Here is a 15,550-nt window from a genome sequence, read left to right as displayed (position 1 = left end):
CGGAGAGCTCGGGTAGTCCACAATCGAGAGCCGAGCGCGGCCCACGGATCACGGGGGCCGCCATCGTGTCGGCATGCGATCACTTGAGACAGACATCCTCGGGCTCGGCGGTCTCGCCGCGACCCACGAGTTGTATGCGCGCGGCTACGGGAAGACGCTGCTGCGTTATGCGGTGCACGCCGGCGCCATCATCCGGGTGCGGAAGGGCTGGTATTGTCGCCCCGACCTCGCGACCGAACTGCAACAAGCCGCGCGCGTGGGTGGCAGGCTGGCTTGCGTCAGCGCCGCACGCTACTACGGGCTCTGGGTTCCCGGCCTGCCCGGCGCCCTGCACGTGCAGGTGCCTCCAGACGCCTGCCAACTCCGATCCCGGTCCGACTACCGGCGCCGGCTTTCCGACCTCGTCGGCCACCACGTCGTCGTGCACTGGAGTACTGATGCGACACCGTCCCGTCTCCTTGTCTCCGTCGCAAGCTGCGTCGAGCAGGTGGCGTGCACGCATCCGGCCGAGCACGGATTCGTGGTCGCCGAATCCGCGTTGCACCAACGCAAGCTCACTCGTGCGCAGTGGCATCGCATCCTCGATGGTCTGCCGCGTCGGCTGCGGCGCCAACTGGCGGCGGCGGGAACGCTTTCGGAGAGCGGCACCGAATCGATGTTCTGCTTCCGGATGCGCAGAATCGGCGTCCGATTCCGGCAACAGGTGCGCATCGGGCGCGATCGCGTGGATTTCCTCATCGGCGACCGCCTCGTCGTGGAGATCGACAGCACCGGCTACCACGACCCGGTGGCGGACATGAAGCGGGATGCCCGACTGAGCATGCGCGGGTACCGGGTGCTCCGGTTCCACTACGACCAAGTCGTCAATCACTGGGACGAGGTGCTCGGATCGGTCCTGGCGGCGCTGTCCCGCGGTGACCACCTTGCCGCCTGACCCGTCCCATCTCACGGAGAATCTGTCACAGAGGGGCCCGGATCCCGATAAACGGGGTGCCGGAGGACAGAAACTCCTTGAAACGGGATGGGACACGGGATGGGACACGGGACGGGACGGGGGATGTGACCGGGGCAGCAGCAGGCGAGTGGGTCGGCACGATACCCTGTAAGTCGTGAGTACTCGCGAGAATCCGTTCGGCCAAGTGCTGGTCGCCCTGGTCACCCCGTTCACCGCTGACGGCGAAGTGGACTGGCCGGGAGTCGAAAAGCACATCGACGACGTCATCAACGCCGGCGCGGACGGCATCGTCGTCACCGCCACGACCGGTGAGACCAGCACCCTCACCGACCCGGAGAAGCTCAAGCTCGTCGAGGTCGGCAAGTCGGTCGCGGCCGGCCGCGCCAAGATCATCACCGGCGGCGGCTCCAACGAGACCGCCCACGCCATGCAGCTGTACAAGGCCAGCGAGAAGGCCGGCGCCGACGCCGTCATGATCGTCACGCCGTATTACAACAAGCCCACTCAGGCCGGCGTGCTCACCCATTTCCGGCTCATCGCCGACGCCACCGACCTGCCGGTCATCCTCTACGACATCCCGGGCCGCACCGGCATCCCGATCAAGTACGAGACGATCCTGCGTGCCGCACAGCATCCGAACATCCTGGCGATCAAGGATGCCAAGGGTGACTTCGCCGAGGTCAGTCGGGTGCTCAACAACACCGACCTCATGTACTTCTCCGGCGACGACGTCAACGTGCTGCCGCACCTGGCGATCGGTGCGACCGGCCTGATCGGCGTCACCGCGAACATCACCGCGACCCCGTACCGTCAGATGGTGGATGCCGTGAACGCCGGCGATCTGAAGACGGCCACCGAAGCGTACCGTCGCCTCGAACCGCTCGTGCGCGCCGTGATGACCCACGTGCCCGGCACCGTCGCCGCCAAATACATCCTGCACGGACTCGGCCGCATCGGCTCCGCGCGGGTGCGGCTGCCGTTGGTCGGCCCCGAGGACTTCGAGGCCGCGCAGATCGAGGAAGGCGTCGCCCTGGTCGGCCAGATCCCCGGCCTCGACCTGTCCAACTTCAGGCCGGACCGCAACGCCGCCGCCGGCGGCGCGCTGCCCAAGGTCGCCGGGACCACCCGCTGACGCGTACCCACTTGCACCGGAGGTTCACGACCTCGACACACCAGGCCACACGGCCGCAAACCCACTGGAATCCATGAACTCACCTGTCTATTCGCCGCGCGCACTCACTCCCGGAACCCTCCGCGTCATCCCGATCGGAGGGCTCGGCGAAATCGGCCGCAACATGACCTCGTTCGAGATCGACGGCAAGATCCTCATCGTCGACTGCGGGGTGCTCTTCCCCGAGGAGACCCAGCCCGGCGTCGACCTCATCCTCCCCGACTTCAGCCCCATCCGCGATCGGCTTCAGGATGTGATCGGGGTCGTGCTTACCCACGGCCACGAGGACCACATCGGCGCCGTCCCCTACCTGCTGCGGCTGCGCGCCGACATCCCGCTGATCGGCTCCAACCTCACGCTCGCCCTCGTCGAGGCCAAGCTCAAGGAGCACCGCATCACCCCGTACACCCTCACCGTCAGCGAGGGCCAGCACGAGAAAATCGGACCATTCGACCTCGAATTCATCGCGGTGAACCACTCGATCCCGGATGCGCTGGCCGTTGCCATCACCACCTCGGCCGGCACCGTGCTGCACACCGGCGACTTCAAGATGGACCAGCTTCCGCTGGACCGCCGCATCACCGACCTGCGCTCCTTCGGCCGCCTCGGCGCGGCCGGGGTTGACCTGTTCATGGTCGACTCGACGAACGCCGACATCCCCGGCTTCACGGCATCCGAGCGCGCCATCGGCCCGGTGATCGAGTCCGTGATGGCCAAGGCGCCGCGCCGCGTCATCGTCGCCAGCTTCTCGAGCCACGTGCACCGCGTGCAGCAGGTGCTGGATGCCGCGCACGCCAACGGCCGCCGCGTCGCGTTCATGGGCCGCTCCATGGTGCGCAACATGACCATCGCCGCCGAACTCGGCTATCTGCGGGTGCCCGAGGGTGTGCTCATCGACCACAAGAAGGCCGCCGACCTGCCCGACAACAAAATCGTCTACATGAGCACCGGGTCCCAGGGCGAGCCGATGGCGGTGCTGGCGCGGATGGCCAACCTCGAGCATCAGATCGAGGTCGGCAAGGGCGACACCGTGATCCTGGCCTCCAGCCTCATCCCCGGCAACGAGAACGCGGTGTACCGGGTGATCAACGGCCTGACCAAGCTCGGCGCGACCGTGGTGCACAAGGGCAACGCGAAGGTGCACGTCTCCGGTCATGCCTGCGCCGGCGAGCTGCTCTACTGCTACAACATCGTGCGGCCGAAGAACGTGCTGCCCGTGCACGGCGAATACCGCCACCTGGTCGCCAACCAGGCGCTGGCCATCGACACCGGGGTTCCGGAGGAGAACACCATCATCGGCGAGGACGGCACGGTGATCGACCTCAAGGACGGCGTCGCGACGGTCGTCGGCCAACTCGATCTGGGCTACGTGTACGTGGACGGCTCCACGGTCGGCGAGATCACCGAGGCGGACCTCAAAGACCGGCGGATCCTCGCCGAGGAGGGCTTCGTCTCGATCTTCCTGGCCGTGGACATCCAGACCGGGCGGGTTATCGTGGGTCCGGAGATCCAGGCCCGCGGCTTCGCCGAGGACGAGGCGGTCTTCGACGCGGTGAAACCGCTGATCATCAAGGCGCTGGAGAACGCGGCGGACAACGGCACGCGCGACGTGCACGCCTTCACCCAGGTGGTGCGGCGCACCGTCGGTCGCTGGGTGAACAGCTCGCACCGCCGCCGGCCCATGATCGTGCCGGTGGTCATCGAGGCGTAGTACTCCGACCCGAGGCCCGACCGATACCATTCCGGACGAGACCGCCCGCCGCGGCGGGGTGTCTCGTCCGAAATGGTATCCCTCGGCGTGATTTGCGGGTCCGCAGGGTTGCGGGCAGGGTGGCGTCGCGGGGGCGGATGCCGGCGGCCGCGGTGACACTCGCCGCGCCTCCGCGTCAATGACGGTGGCGCAAAGTAGCCTGGAAACCATGGCTACGAGCACCAGGTCGACCTCGCGCGCCCGCCCGCAGTCCGCGCGCGGACGCTCGTCGACGACCCGCAAATCGCGCGCCACCCCGGCGCCGAGACCCGGTCTGGTCACGCGAATCTGGCTCAGTCTGGCCCACGTCGTCGGCGGCGCCGCCCGGGTGCTCGGCACCGAAACCCTCGCCAAAGACGAACGCCGCGACGGCGTGCCGTTCTTCATCGTGCTGCTGGCCATCGGCGGCGCGTTTGTCGAGTGGTTCAACCCGACCAGCCCGGTCGCCGCCGCGTTCGACGCCTACACGTTCGGGGGCCTGTTCGGCCGGGTCGCCTACGCGCTGCCGGTCATCATGCTGGTTTTTGCGATCTGGCTGTTCCGGCATCCGTCCTCGGTGAACGACAACGGCCGGATCGGCATCGGCCTGGGCGTGCTGCTGATCTCGGTGAGCGCACTGTGCCACATCTTCGGCGGAGCGCCCGCTCCCTCGGCCGGCCTGGCCGCGCTCGCGGTGGCCGGCGGCATCTTAGGCTGGCTGCTCGGCGCGCCGCTGGTCGCGCTGACCACCGGATACGGCGCCACCGCGATCGTCATCGCGCTGCTGGTGCTGTCGTTGTTCATCATCACGAAAACCCCGCCCAACCACGTCGGTGCCAGGGCGAGGCAACTGTACGCCTACCTGTTCGGCGCCCAACTCACTCCCGCCCAGGACGCCCAGGCGACCAAACCGGAGGTCGCCTTCGGCGGCCTGGAAGACCTCGGCCTGTCCGGCGACGACTCGGTGCCGTGGTGGCGGCGCAACAAGTCGCACCGGGAGGAAGATCCGGCGTTCGACTCACCGGTGCTCACCCCGGCGGTCACCGAAGTGGTCGCCCACGTCACAGAAGACCTGGCTCAACCCAGCCCGGCCGGCGCATCGGCGATCGGCATCCGAGACGACGCAGAGCCCGCAGGCGCCAACCTGCTGCCCGGCTTCGGCGCGGACACGAACGACGACTTCGACGAGGATGCGGCGCACCTGCGTCCGCAGCAGCCCAGCGCACCCTACCGGCTACCCGCCGCATCCACCCTCGCCGCCGGCACCCCGGCCAAGGCCCGCTCCGCCGCCAACGACGAGGTCGTCCGCTCGATCACCGATGTGCTGAAGCAGTTCCACGTCGACGCGGCGGTAACCGGCTTCAGCCGCGGCCCCACGGTGACCCGCTACGAAATCGAACTCGGCACCGGCGTCAAGGTGGAACGCGTCACCGCCCTGAGCAAAAACCTTTCCTACGCGGTGGCCAGCAACGAGGTGCGCATCCTCTCGCCCATCCCCGGAAAGAGCGCCATCGGCATCGAGATCCCCAACTCGGACCGCGAGATCGTCTCCCTCGGCGACGTGCTGCGCTCCAAGGCCTGCACCTCGAGCAAGCACCCCATGACCATCGGACTGGGCAAAGATGTCGAGGGCGGATTCGTGGTCGCCAACCTGGCGAAGATGCCCCATTTGCTGGTGGCCGGGTCCACCGGCTCCGGAAAATCCAGCTTCGTCAACTCGATGATCACCTCGCTGCTGATGCGGGCAACGCCGACCCAGGTGCGAATGGTGCTGATCGACCCGAAGCGGGTCGAGCTGGCCCACTACGCCGGCGTCCCGCACCTGATCACCCCGATCATCACCAACCCGAAGAAGGCCGCGGAAGCGTTGTCCTGGGTGGTCAAAGAGATGGACATGCGCTACGACGACCTGGCCAGCTTCGGCTTCCGCCACATCGACGACTTCAACGCCGCCGTCATCGCCAACGAGATCCAGTTGCCGGCCGGCAGCCAGCGCACCCTCAAGCCGTACCCGTACCTGCTCGTGGTCGTCGACGAGCTGGCCGACCTGATGATGGTCGCCCCGCGCGACGTCGAGGACTCGATCGCCAGGATCACCCAGCTGGCCCGGGCCTCCGGCATCCATCTCGTGCTGGCCACGCAACGGCCGAGCGTCGACGTGGTGACCGGGTTGATCAAGGCCAACGTGCCCAGCCGCCTCGCGTTCGCGGTCAGCAGCATGACCGACTCCCGCGTCATCCTGGACCAGCCCGGCGCCGACAAGCTGATCGGCCAGGGTGACGCCCTGTTCCTGCCGATGGGCGCCTCCAAGGCGATCCGGGTACAGGGCTCCTGGGTCACCGAGGCCGAGGTGGAGGCCGTGGTCAAGCACGTCACCCGCCAGGCCAGGCCGGAGTACCGGAACGACGTCGCGGCGGCCACCGAGCACAAGGTCATCGACGCGGACATCGGCGGCGACCTCGACGTGCTGCTGGAGGCTGCGGCGCTCATCGTCAGCACCCAGTTCGGCTCGACCTCGATGCTGCAACGCAAGCTGCGGGTCGGTTTCGCGAAGGCCGGCCGGCTGATGGACCTGCTCGAGTCCCGGCAGATCGTCGGACCGTCCGAGGGCTCCAAGGCCCGCGACGTGCTGGTCGGCGTTGAGCAACTGCCGTCCGTGCTGGCGATGCTGCGCGGTGAGGAACCGGATGCCGTCCCCGCAGCCGCGAGCCAGCCCGATCCGGTCGAGGAGATGACGAGCGGTTACGATGAGGTGGAGGGCGGCTCGGACGAGGATGCCTGGAAGCTGACCGGTAGGGAGTAGGGCCGTGACATCTCCGGATGCTTTCGACTCCGGGATGGCAGGCGCTTCCCGGGGCAGTTCGATGCGCGGTCGGGTCGCCAGGGCGGGCGATACTCCGGCGAGCAACGGCAACGTCGCGAACATCATCACGGTGGTGCGCATCCTGCTCGCCCCCCTGTTCATCTGGATGCTGCTCGCCGACGCCGGTGAGCTGGGCCTGCTGCGCTACCTGGCCGCCGCGCTCTTCATCGTCGCCATCGTCACCGACAGCGTCGACGGTCGTCTGGCACGCCGTCAGAACCTCGTCACCAACGTCGGCAAGCTTCTTGACCCGATCGCCGACAAGGTGCTCACCGGCGGCGCACTGGTCGCCCTGTCCCTGCTGGGCGAGCTGTGGTGGTGGGTCACCATCGTCATCCTGGTCCGTGAATTGGGCATCACCGCGTTCCGCTTCGCCGTGCTGCGCAATCGGGTGGTCGCCGCCTCGCCGGGCGGCAAGCTGAAGACCGTCGTGCAAGCGGTCGCCATCTCGCTGTACCTCGTGCCGCTTTGGGTCTTTCTGGGCGACTGGATGCACTGGGTCAACGGCGTCGTCATGGGTGCCGCCCTGGTGCTGACGGTGCTCACCGGGATCGACTACCTGGTCAAGGCGTACCGAGTGAGCCGGCCGCGCCGTGTCTAACCAGCTGTCCGCGCAGGTCATCGCAGCGCTCACCGCCCGCGGCGAGACCATCGGGGTCGCCGAGTCGCTCACCGGCGGAGCGTTGGCGGCGGAACTGATCGCCACGCCGGGAGCGTCAGTCGTGGTCAACGGCGGCATCGTCGCGTACCGCACCGCGTTGAAACACGCGCTGTTGGGCGTTGACGCCGCACTGCTCGCCGAGCACGGCGCCGTGCATCCGCAGGTCGCCGCACAGATGGCGGTCGGGGTGCGGGACGCGCTTGCCGTCGATGGCGTTCCCGCGTCGATCGGCCTGTCCACCACCGGCGTCGCGGGGCCCGATCCGCAGGACGGGCATCCGGTCGGCACGGTGTACCTCGGGCTGGCGCACGGCGACAAGGCGCGCACCCGCGCGCTGGCGCTGAGCGGCACCCGCAACGAGATCCGCCGGGCCGTGGTGGATGCCGCGCTGCGCTGGCTCGTCGAAGAGCTCGGAATCCCGGCCGGGTAGAACGCGCCTACAGCGGCGAACGGTACCGGTTCTCCGGGCGTCCGGTGGCGCCGTAGCGCGGTTCCACCGATGCGAGGCCTCGCGCGACGAGATACTCCAGGTAGCGCCGCGCACCGACGCGGGACATGCCGACCCGTTCGGCGAGCTGGCTCGCGGACAGGTCGCCGTGCGCTTCGCTGAGCGCTGCGGATACCCGCTTCAGCGTCGCCGCCGACACCCCCTTCGGTGGCGAGCTGGACGATCCGTTGCCGACGCCACTGCCGCCGAGGATCTCATCAACGGTGCGTTGGTCGAGCGCGGCGCCGCGGCTGCGCTGCAGTGTGGTGTGGTGATGCAGCACCTCGTCGAGGCGTTCCCGCAAGGCGGATGCGGTGAACGGCTTGACCAGGTAGTGCCGCACACCGTTCGCCCGTGCTTCCCGCACGCTCGCAAGGTCGCGGGCCGCCGTCACCGCGATCACTTCGACCCGCCTGGCCCGTTCCACGCTGAGTCGGCTGAGCACCTCCAGGCCGGAGAAGTCCGGAAGATAGACGTCGAGCAGCACGACATCCGGAGCCAGCAACTCCACCTGCTCCAGGGCCGCAGCGCCGGAGTGCGCCTCCCCGACCACGGTGAAGCCCTCGTGAGCTTCGACGAAGAGGCGGTGGATGCTGGCGACGGACCGGTCGTCGTCGACGATGAGGGTGCGCAGCGGTGCGCGCTGCGGCGTGCTCACACGATGCTCCCGCGTGCCGTGCCGGCCGGCGCCACGGCATCCGGCGACGCCGACAGCGGCAGCCTCACCGTGACGCACGCACCGCACGGTGATCGGTCGGTGATGACCACCTGCCCGCCGTATCGTTGCGCGATGCGCTTGACCAGCGTCAATCCGATCCCGCGGCCGGGGGAGAGTCGCCCAGGTGGCGCGGTCTTGGATGAGTAGCCAGGAGTGAACACCCGCTCCCGCAGCGACTGCGGGATTCCCGGGCCGTTGTCACTGACGGCGACCGTGAGCACCTCACCGGCGTCCTCCGGCTCTCGGATGATCGACACCTCGATACGGCCGCCGTACTGACAAGCTTCCACGGCGTTGTCGAGCAGGTTGCCGAGCACCGTCAGCAGGTCCCCGCGCAGCGCCGTCGACGGCGGATCGGAGGGGATCGGTGCCAGGGACGAGTCCGGAGCGACCTCCACGACGATGCCCGATTCCTTGGCCCGCGTCTGCTTCACCAGCAGCAGCGCCGCCACTTCGAGGTCGCGGATCCCGGAGGAGTCCGTGACGCTGGAGAGTGACCCGCCGCTGCCGGCCCGTTCGATGAACGCGACCGCCTCGGAGAAATGCCCGAGCTCGAGCAGCCCGGAGATCACGTGTAGTTTGTTCGCGAAACCGTGCGCCTGAGAGCGCAGGCCGTCGGCGAGGTCCTGGGCGCCGTCCAGATCCCGCAGCAGCGTGTGCAGCTCGGTGTTGTCCCGCAGGATGAGCATGGCGCCGATGACCCGGCCGTCGATCGTCGCCGAGTCCCGGCGCACCAGCAGCACCCGTTCGCCGGAAAGCACCAGTCGCTGCTCTGTCGCGTTCTCGGCGACCATCCGGATCAACTCCGGGTCGAGCACCTCGCTCGCGGGCAGGCCGACGATTTGCTGCTCCGGATCCAGGCCGAGCAGCCGGACGCCGGCGTCGTTGATCAGCGAGATCCGGCCGGACTCGTCGAGCGCGACGAGTCCCTCCCGAACGCCGTGGAGCATGGCCTCGCGGGTCTCCAGCAGGCCGGCGATCTCGTCCGGCTCTAGCCCATAGATGCGCCTGCGGATCACGGCGCTCACTCCCGCGGCTCCGATCATGCCGAGGATGGCCGCCACACCGATCGTGATGAACAGCAGTGTGGAGTTGCCCAGGTAGTCGTTCCGCAAGTCGGATTCGAGGATGCCGACGGACACCACACCCATCACCTTGTGGTCGGCGTCGAAGATCGGCAATTTCACCCGCCACGACTCGCCCAGGGTTCCGGTCTGGGTGCCCACGAACATCTTCCCGGACAGCGCGGTACCCGGGTCGGTGGAGACCTCGTGGCCGATCCTGGCCGGGTCGGGGTGGGAGTAGCGGATGCCCTTGTCGTTGGTGACCACGACGTAGGTGACGTTGGATGCCTTCCGCACCACCTCGGCGATCGGCTGGATCGTCTGGCTCGGGTCGGGCTCGTCGAACGCGTCGATGATCGCCGGCAGCCGGGCGACGGACTGCGCCACCCCGATCATCCGGTCGCGGTACGCGTCGCGAAGCTGTTGCTCCTGCAACCAGCTGGCGACGATTCCGGTGCCGACCACGGTGATCAACACGATGGCAACCTGCAAGAGAAGCAGTTGCATGCGCAGCGACAGTGACCGGACCACACGTCCAGTGTGACCTAGATTCACACGGGTCACCGTCGGGGAATCATTCCAGTCTCGATCCCGTTACAGATAGCAGTTAACAAGCGCAATACAGACTGTACTGGTTAGAGTGTGAGGATCGATGGTTGTAGTGTTACGTGGCTATCGGAAGTCAACAGGCGGCACAGTCAGAATTACGAGGAGGGTCCAATGGTTCTAGTTCGTCAGGAAATTGGTGACGTGCTCCGGGACTTTCGTCTGCAGAAGGGTCGTACCCTTCGTCAGGTCGCGAGCAAAGCGAGTGTCGCACTCGGCTACCTGAGTGAGGTTGAGCGTGGTCAGAAAGAGGCCAGCTCGGAAATCCTTGCGTCGGTCGCCGATGCGTTGGAGACGCCGATTTCCGTCATCATGCGTGAAGTAGGGGATCGTCTGGCCATCGTCGAGGGGATCAATGTGATTCCCGACACGGTTCCCGACGACCTTGTCGCGGACTTCGATGCAGGAATGGTCGTCCACTAGACGCCATTCACTGCTTCGCCCACTACTTGTTTCACAGCAGACGCGCTCCGGTTCGCTTAACGCGGGCCCGGGGCGCGTTTGTGTTTGGTGGCCGCGTTTGTCGTTGGTGGGCCTTTTCGACAAGGACGGTCTGGATGCGACAATGCGAATGAAGCAGTGCGGGGGAAACAGTGCGGGTGAAGTAGTGCGGGTGAAACAGTGCGACTGAGTGAGTTCTGGCGTGCGGTGACCGACGAGTTCGGCGACGTCTACGGTCGCGCCCTGGTGCGTGACCTCGTGCTGACCACTCTGGATAGCGGTGGTGCTCTGGGCGATGTCACGGCCGAGCGAGCCATCGCGGCAGGGGTGCCGGTGCGCGATGTCTGGCTGGCCCTGTGCGCGGACATGGATGTTCCTTCCGAGCGCCGCTACGGAGTCGGCCAGATCCGAAAAGGACGCTGACCGTCGCGACTCGCCGGCCGAACCGCCTCGAACATGTCTTCGGCCATTTGTTAGACTCCTCCCAAGGCGACATCGAATCGAGTTATTCACAATCGGCCTGTCCTGCACGTCAATGTCGCAGGCCCGGCGTACCGTGTGACTCGCACGACGATGCACGTCGTTCGAACAACTCAACACCCGCCTTGTCGCAGTGTTACCGGGCCCTGCACCACCGGCCAGGAGCACACGCGTCAGCCTGTAGGCACACCATCCACAACCGCTAAGGACCAACACCATGCCATCACCAGCAGATCGCGAGAAGTCGCTCGAAAGTGCTCTCGCCCAGATCGACCGTCAGTTCGGCAAGGGCTCGGTCATGCGCCTGGGCAGCGACGAACGCGCTCAGGTCGCAGTGATCCCCACCGGCTCCATAGCGCTGGATGTCGCGCTCGGCATCGGCGGGTTGCCCCGCGGTCGCGTCGTGGAGATCTACGGACCGGAGTCCTCCGGCAAGACCACGTTGACACTGCACGCCATCGCCAACGCCCAGGCCGCGGGAGGCATCGCGGCGTTCATCGACGCGGAGCACGCCCTGGATCCCGAGTACGCCAAGGCGCTCGGTGTCGACATCGACGCCCTGCTGGTCTCCCAGCCCGACACGGGGGAACAGGCGCTGGAAATCGCCGACATGCTGATCCGATCCGGCTCGATCGACCTCATCGTCGTCGACTCGGTCGCCGCCCTCGTGCCGCGTGCCGAGATCGAAGGCGAGATGGGCGACTCGCACGTCGGCCTGCAAGCCAGGCTGATGTCGCAGGCGCTTCGCAAGCTCACCGGCGCGCTCAGCCAGACCCAGACCACCATGATCTTCATCAACCAGTTGCGCGAGAAGATCGGCGTGTTCTTCGGCAGCCCGGAAACCACCTCTGGCGGCAAGGCACTGAAGTTCTACGCCTCGGTGCGCCTGGACATCCGGAGAATCGAGACGTTGAAAGACGGCACCAACGCGGTGGGGAACCGCACCAGGGTCAAGGTTGTCAAGAACAAGATGGCGCCGCCGTTCAAGCAGGCGGAGTTCGACATCCTGTACGGCGTCGGCATCTCCCGCGAAGGCAGCCTCATCGACTTCGGTGTCGAGCACGAGATCGTGCGCAAGTCCGGCGCCTGGTACACCTACGACGGCGACCAGCTCGGTCAGGGCAAGGAGAACTCACGTCGGTACCTGATGGAGAACCCCGAGACGGCGAACGAGATCGAGCGCAAGATCAAGATGAAGCTCGGCATCATGCCTGACCCCGAGGCCATCGCTGCCGCGACGAAGGCAGCCGCCGATGCCGCCAAGGCCGCGGCCGAGCCCACGGCAGCGCGCAAGGCAGTGTGACGAGTCGGCAGATGAAGTCCGATGACGGCCTCGCCCCGGTGACCTATCTCCCCGGGGTGATGCCGCCTGTCCCCGGCGCTCCTACCGCCGGCACGCCTGTCGCCGGTGCTCCTGTTCAGGCGGACACCCCGGCTCCGGTTCGCCCGAAAAAGTCCCGGGCTCGGGAGACGAGCATCCGCGCGTTGACCCGGCGCGACATGTCTCGCTGGGAACTCGAGCAGGTGCTGCGCGCCAGGGACCTCGACGAGGATGCCGTGGCGACCGAACTCGCGCGACTCGAGGAGCTCGGTCTCATTGACGACGGCGCCCTCGCCGACATGCTGGTCAGAACCAGGCACCAACGCAAGGGGCTCGGCCGGTCGGCACTGACCGCGGAGCTGCGGCGCCGGCACGTCGAGCAGCACCACATCGACGACGCCCTCGCCCAGATCGACGACGATGACGAGCAGGCCACCGCGGCGCACCTGGCACAAGACCGGGCGCGTCGGCTGACCGGGCTCGATCACGAGACCGCGGTGCGCCGGCTCAGCGGCTACCTGATGCGCAAGGGGTACTCGTCCGAGGTGGTGCGCGCCGCCGTGCGCGAGGCGCTGCCGGGGCACCGGTCCGGCGTGGCCTTCGACTGACCGGTGAGAGCAGAATGCTAGTCGCCGTCGTCGGCGCCACCGGGACGGGAAAGTCCGACCTGTCACTCGACCTCGCGGAGGCGCTGGCAGCCCACGGCGAGGCGGCGGAGATCGTCAACGCCGACGCCATGCAGCTGTATCGCGGCATGGACATCGGCACCGCCAAGCTACCGGTCGCTGCCCGCCGCGGGATCCCGCACCACCTTTTCGATGTGCTCGAGGTCAGCGAGGACGCCAGCGTGGCCCGCTACCAGGACGCGGCGCGCAAGGCGGTGCAGGACATCCTCGACCGCGGCGCAGTCCCGATCCTGGTGGGCGGTTCCGGGCTTTACGTCTCCTCGGTACTGTACGACTTCCGCTTCCCGGGCACCGACGCCGCGGTCCGCGGTCGGCTCGAGGCCGAATTGGCGGCCCATGGCACCGCGGCGCTGTACGACAGGCTCGCGGCGGTGGACCCGGTCGCGGCCGAGGCGATCGGACCGCACAACGGCCGCAGAATCGTTCGCGCTCTTGAGGTGGTCGAGCTGACCGGTGCACCGTTCGGGGCCGGCCTGCCGGCGCAGACCAGCACCTGGATGCCGACGACGATCCTCGGCCTTCGTGCCCCGCGCGCCGAACTGGTGGCGCGCCTCGATGATCGCGTGCGCGGCATGTGGCGCGCTGGCCTGGTCGAGGAGGTGCGCTCACTGCTGCCGCGCGGCATCGAGCAGGCGGGGACCGCTGGCCGGGCGATCGGCTACGCCCAGGCGATCGCGCAGCTGGCCGGCCGAGTCGAGGAGGCCGAGGCCATCGCGCTGACCGCGGCGCTCACCCGGCGGTACGCGCGCCGGCAGGTCGGCTGGTTCCGGCGCGAGAAGCTCACCACCTGGCTCGACTACGATGACCCTGAGCGAATCTCGCGTGCTGTGCAACTAGTCTTATCCAATGGCTGAAATCTCCTTCACGAAGGGCCACGGCACGGGAAACGACTTCGTGCTGTTCGCCGATCCCGACGGCGAAGTGGACCTCACACCCCGTCAGCTCGCCACCTTGGCGGACCGTCATTTCGGCGTCGGCGCCGACGGGATCATCCGGGCGGTGCGGTCCCGCGGCCTGCCTGACGGCGCCGCGGCTCTCGCCGAAGACGACGCGGCCGAATGGTTCATGGACTACCACAATTCCGACGGGTCGCCCTCGGAGATGTGCGGCAATGGCATCCGGGTCTATGCGAAGTTCCTGCTCGACAACGGACTCGCCGAGCTCGCCGAAGGCGGCACCCTCCCGATCGGCACCCGCGGCGGCGTGCGCGATGTGCAGCGCAACCTGAGCGGCTACCAGGTGGATCTCGGCCGCTGGAGACTGGACGACGGCGAGCCGCTGGTGCGCGCCAAGAACCTCAAGGTGGCTAGGCCAGGACTGCGCATCAACGTGGGCAATCCGCACGTGGTCGTTGCGCTGTCCAGCGTGGCGGAGCTCGAATCGGCCGACCTTTCGGTCATCCCGGTGGTGGAGCCGGAGGAGATCGGCGGAGTCAACGTGGAATTCGTCGTCCCGGTCGACCCGATGATCCAGGGTGGGATGGGACACATTCGGATGCGGGTGCACGAGCGCGGCAGCGGCGAGACGCTGTCCTGTGGCACCGGTGCGGTCGCCGCGGCGTTGGCGACCCGGCACTGGGCCGGAGCCGGAGCGCCGAATCGTTGGAAGGTCGAGGTGCCAGGCGGCACGCTCGGCGTCCGGATGTGGCCGGCCGAGGACGGCGAGCACGTGTCGCTCAGCGGTCCGGCGGAATTCGCTTATAGCGGCGTGGTCGAGGTCTGAGCCACAGCTTCCGAGCGCCGACGCACCCGCAACACGCGGTATCCCTTGTTCGTGGCCGCGCGCGCGACGGTGAAGTCGGCCGAGAGGGCGCCGTCGAGCCAGCGGTGCAGCGAGTCGGAGCCGAGGTTCCTCTGCACGACCAGCCAGGCGTCGCTGCCCTCCTCCAGCCGGGGCAGCCAGCGCAGCAGCATGGCGTGCAGTTCGCCCTTGCCGACCCGGATCGGCGGGTTGGAACGGATCGAGGTGAACTGAACGTGCTCCGGTACCTCGTCGGGGTGACAGGCGGTCACGTTGCTCAGCCCCAGCGCCTGCGCATTGCGCTTCACCAGATCGAGAGCCCGCCGGTTCACATCGACGGCCCAGACGGTGGCATGCGGGGCCTCTAAGGCCAGGGTCAGCGCGATCGGACCCCATCCGCAGCCCAGGTCGAGAAGATCGCCCCCCGGGGGTGCAGGTGGCGTGTTGGCGAGCAGCACTCGGGTGCCCGCATCGATCCGTTCCGGACTGAAGATGCCGCTCGCCGTCGTCAGTTCGTAGTCCCGTCCGGCCAACGTGGCGTGGAACTGGCGCAGATGCGGGTCGCTCTCCGGGTTCGAAGTGAAGTATTGCTCGCTGGCCATGGAGAAGAACTTACCGAAGTGGGAGG

General features: G+C 67.6%; 15 protein-coding genes. 12 read left to right on the top strand and 3 right to left on the bottom strand.

What is annotated here, in order from left to right; genetic code table 11:
- Positions 1 to 73 precede the first annotated feature (73 nt).
- From ABFX56_RS13470 to ABFX56_RS13445, 6 genes are all read left to right on the top strand, one after another.
- Complete coding sequence (locus ABFX56_RS13470; protein WP_346233864.1) at positions 74 to 934, top strand: DUF559 domain-containing protein; 861 nt, start codon at positions 74 to 76, stop codon at positions 932 to 934.
- Positions 935 to 1,109: 175 nt separating this feature from the next.
- Complete coding sequence (gene dapA, locus ABFX56_RS13465) at positions 1,110 to 2,087, top strand: 4-hydroxy-tetrahydrodipicolinate synthase (protein ID WP_346233863.1); 978 nt, start codon at positions 1,110 to 1,112, stop codon at positions 2,085 to 2,087.
- 73 nt (positions 2,088 to 2,160) lie between these two features.
- Positions 2,161 to 3,837, top strand: a complete 1,677-nt coding sequence (locus ABFX56_RS13460) for a ribonuclease J (protein ID WP_346233862.1) — start codon at positions 2,161 to 2,163, stop codon at positions 3,835 to 3,837.
- Between the two features lie 208 nt (positions 3,838 to 4,045).
- A complete protein-coding gene (locus tag ABFX56_RS13455) occupies positions 4,046 to 6,658 on the top strand; it encodes an FtsK/SpoIIIE family DNA translocase (RefSeq protein WP_346233861.1) in 2,613 nt (870 codons plus the stop codon).
- Between the two features lie 61 nt (positions 6,659 to 6,719).
- Positions 6,720 to 7,319: a CDP-diacylglycerol--glycerol-3-phosphate 3-phosphatidyltransferase gene (gene pgsA / locus ABFX56_RS13450; RefSeq protein ID WP_428834455.1), complete on the top strand. Its 600-nt coding sequence runs from the start codon at positions 6,720 to 6,722 to the stop codon at positions 7,317 to 7,319.
- Complete coding sequence (locus ABFX56_RS13445) at positions 7,312 to 7,809, top strand: CinA family protein (protein ID WP_346233860.1); 498 nt, start codon at positions 7,312 to 7,314, stop codon at positions 7,807 to 7,809. The genes pgsA and ABFX56_RS13445 overlap by 8 nt, the downstream gene beginning before the upstream one ends.
- Before the next feature lie 7 nt (positions 7,810 to 7,816).
- Here the strand turns inward: ABFX56_RS13445 and ABFX56_RS13440 are convergent, their stop codons facing one another.
- Positions 7,817 to 8,524: a response regulator gene (locus tag ABFX56_RS13440; protein ID WP_346233859.1), complete on the bottom strand. Its 708-nt coding sequence runs from the start codon at positions 8,522 to 8,524 to the stop codon at positions 7,817 to 7,819.
- The gene (locus ABFX56_RS13435; protein WP_346233858.1) at positions 8,521 to 10,179 is read right to left on the bottom strand and encodes an ATP-binding protein; all 1,659 of its coding nucleotides are present in this window, start codon (positions 10,177 to 10,179) and stop codon (positions 8,521 to 8,523) included. The genes ABFX56_RS13440 and ABFX56_RS13435 overlap by 4 nt, the downstream gene beginning before the upstream one ends.
- 189 nt (positions 10,180 to 10,368) lie before the next feature.
- Between ABFX56_RS13435 and ABFX56_RS13430 the strand changes: the two genes are divergently transcribed.
- The 6 genes from ABFX56_RS13430 (at position 10,369) to dapF (ending at position 14,904) form a co-directional block, all read left to right on the top strand.
- On the top strand, positions 10,369 to 10,677 hold the full coding sequence (locus ABFX56_RS13430) for a helix-turn-helix domain-containing protein (RefSeq protein WP_346233857.1): 309 nt from the start codon (positions 10,369 to 10,371) through the stop codon (positions 10,675 to 10,677).
- Between the two features lie 198 nt (positions 10,678 to 10,875).
- Positions 10,876 to 11,118, top strand: coding sequence for a DUF3046 domain-containing protein (locus tag ABFX56_RS13425; RefSeq protein ID WP_346233856.1), 243 nt, complete (start codon positions 10,876 to 10,878; stop codon positions 11,116 to 11,118).
- A 274-nt stretch (positions 11,119 to 11,392) separates the two neighbouring features.
- On the top strand, positions 11,393 to 12,478 hold the full coding sequence (gene recA, locus ABFX56_RS13420; protein ID WP_346233855.1) for a recombinase RecA: 1,086 nt from the start codon (positions 11,393 to 11,395) through the stop codon (positions 12,476 to 12,478).
- Between the two features lie 11 nt (positions 12,479 to 12,489).
- The gene (locus tag ABFX56_RS13415; protein WP_346233854.1) at positions 12,490 to 13,104 is read left to right on the top strand and encodes a regulatory protein RecX; all 615 of its coding nucleotides are present in this window, start codon (positions 12,490 to 12,492) and stop codon (positions 13,102 to 13,104) included.
- A 14-nt stretch (positions 13,105 to 13,118) separates the two neighbouring features.
- Positions 13,119 to 14,036 (top strand): tRNA (adenosine(37)-N6)-dimethylallyltransferase MiaA, encoded by a 918-nt coding sequence (miaA, locus tag ABFX56_RS13410; RefSeq protein WP_346233853.1) that lies wholly within the window; start codon positions 13,119 to 13,121, stop codon positions 14,034 to 14,036.
- A complete protein-coding gene (gene dapF, locus ABFX56_RS13405; protein ID WP_346233852.1) occupies positions 14,029 to 14,904 on the top strand; it encodes a diaminopimelate epimerase in 876 nt (291 codons plus the stop codon). Before miaA ends, dapF begins: the two co-directional genes overlap by 8 nt.
- On the opposite strand, the gene ABFX56_RS13400 is transcribed toward dapF, so the two are convergent.
- Complete coding sequence (locus ABFX56_RS13400) at positions 14,880 to 15,524, bottom strand: class I SAM-dependent methyltransferase (RefSeq protein WP_346233851.1); 645 nt, start codon at positions 15,522 to 15,524, stop codon at positions 14,880 to 14,882. The two genes, dapF and ABFX56_RS13400, sit on opposite strands and share 25 nt — an antisense overlap.
- Between the last annotated feature and the right edge of the window lie 26 nt (positions 15,525 to 15,550).

It is taken from the genome of Parafrigoribacterium mesophilum (assembly GCF_039652555.1).
Lineage (GTDB): Bacteria > Actinomycetota > Actinomycetes > Actinomycetales > Microbacteriaceae > Parafrigoribacterium > Parafrigoribacterium mesophilum.
Note: the sequence above shows the minus strand (reverse complement) of the source record. Positions and strands in the feature narration are given on the sequence as shown.

Excerpts from the sequence above, each read along its gene's own strand:
- ABFX56_RS13470 (WP_346233864.1), top strand. The coding sequence starts at position 74 with ATGCGATCACTTGAGACAGACATCCTCGGGCTCGGCGGTCTCGCCGCG.
- ABFX56_RS13460 (WP_346233862.1), top strand. The coding sequence starts at position 2,161 with ATGAACTCACCTGTCTATTCGCCGCGCGCACTCACTCCCGGAACCCTC.
- ABFX56_RS13455 (WP_346233861.1), top strand. The coding sequence starts at position 4,046 with ATGGCTACGAGCACCAGGTCGACCTCGCGCGCCCGCCCGCAGTCCGCG.
- pgsA (WP_428834455.1), top strand. The coding sequence starts at position 6,720 with ATGCGCGGTCGGGTCGCCAGGGCGGGCGATACTCCGGCGAGCAACGGC.
- ABFX56_RS13430 (WP_346233857.1), top strand. The coding sequence starts at position 10,369 with ATGGTTCTAGTTCGTCAGGAAATTGGTGACGTGCTCCGGGACTTTCGT.
- recA (WP_346233855.1), top strand. The coding sequence starts at position 11,393 with ATGCCATCACCAGCAGATCGCGAGAAGTCGCTCGAAAGTGCTCTCGCC.
- ABFX56_RS13415 (WP_346233854.1), top strand. The coding sequence starts at position 12,490 with ATGAAGTCCGATGACGGCCTCGCCCCGGTGACCTATCTCCCCGGGGTG.
- miaA (WP_346233853.1), top strand. The coding sequence starts at position 13,119 with ATGCTAGTCGCCGTCGTCGGCGCCACCGGGACGGGAAAGTCCGACCTG.
- dapF (WP_346233852.1), top strand. The coding sequence starts at position 14,029 with ATGGCTGAAATCTCCTTCACGAAGGGCCACGGCACGGGAAACGACTTC.
- ABFX56_RS13400 (WP_346233851.1), bottom strand. The coding sequence starts at position 15,524 with ATGGCCAGCGAGCAATACTTCACTTCGAACCCGGAGAGCGACCCGCAT.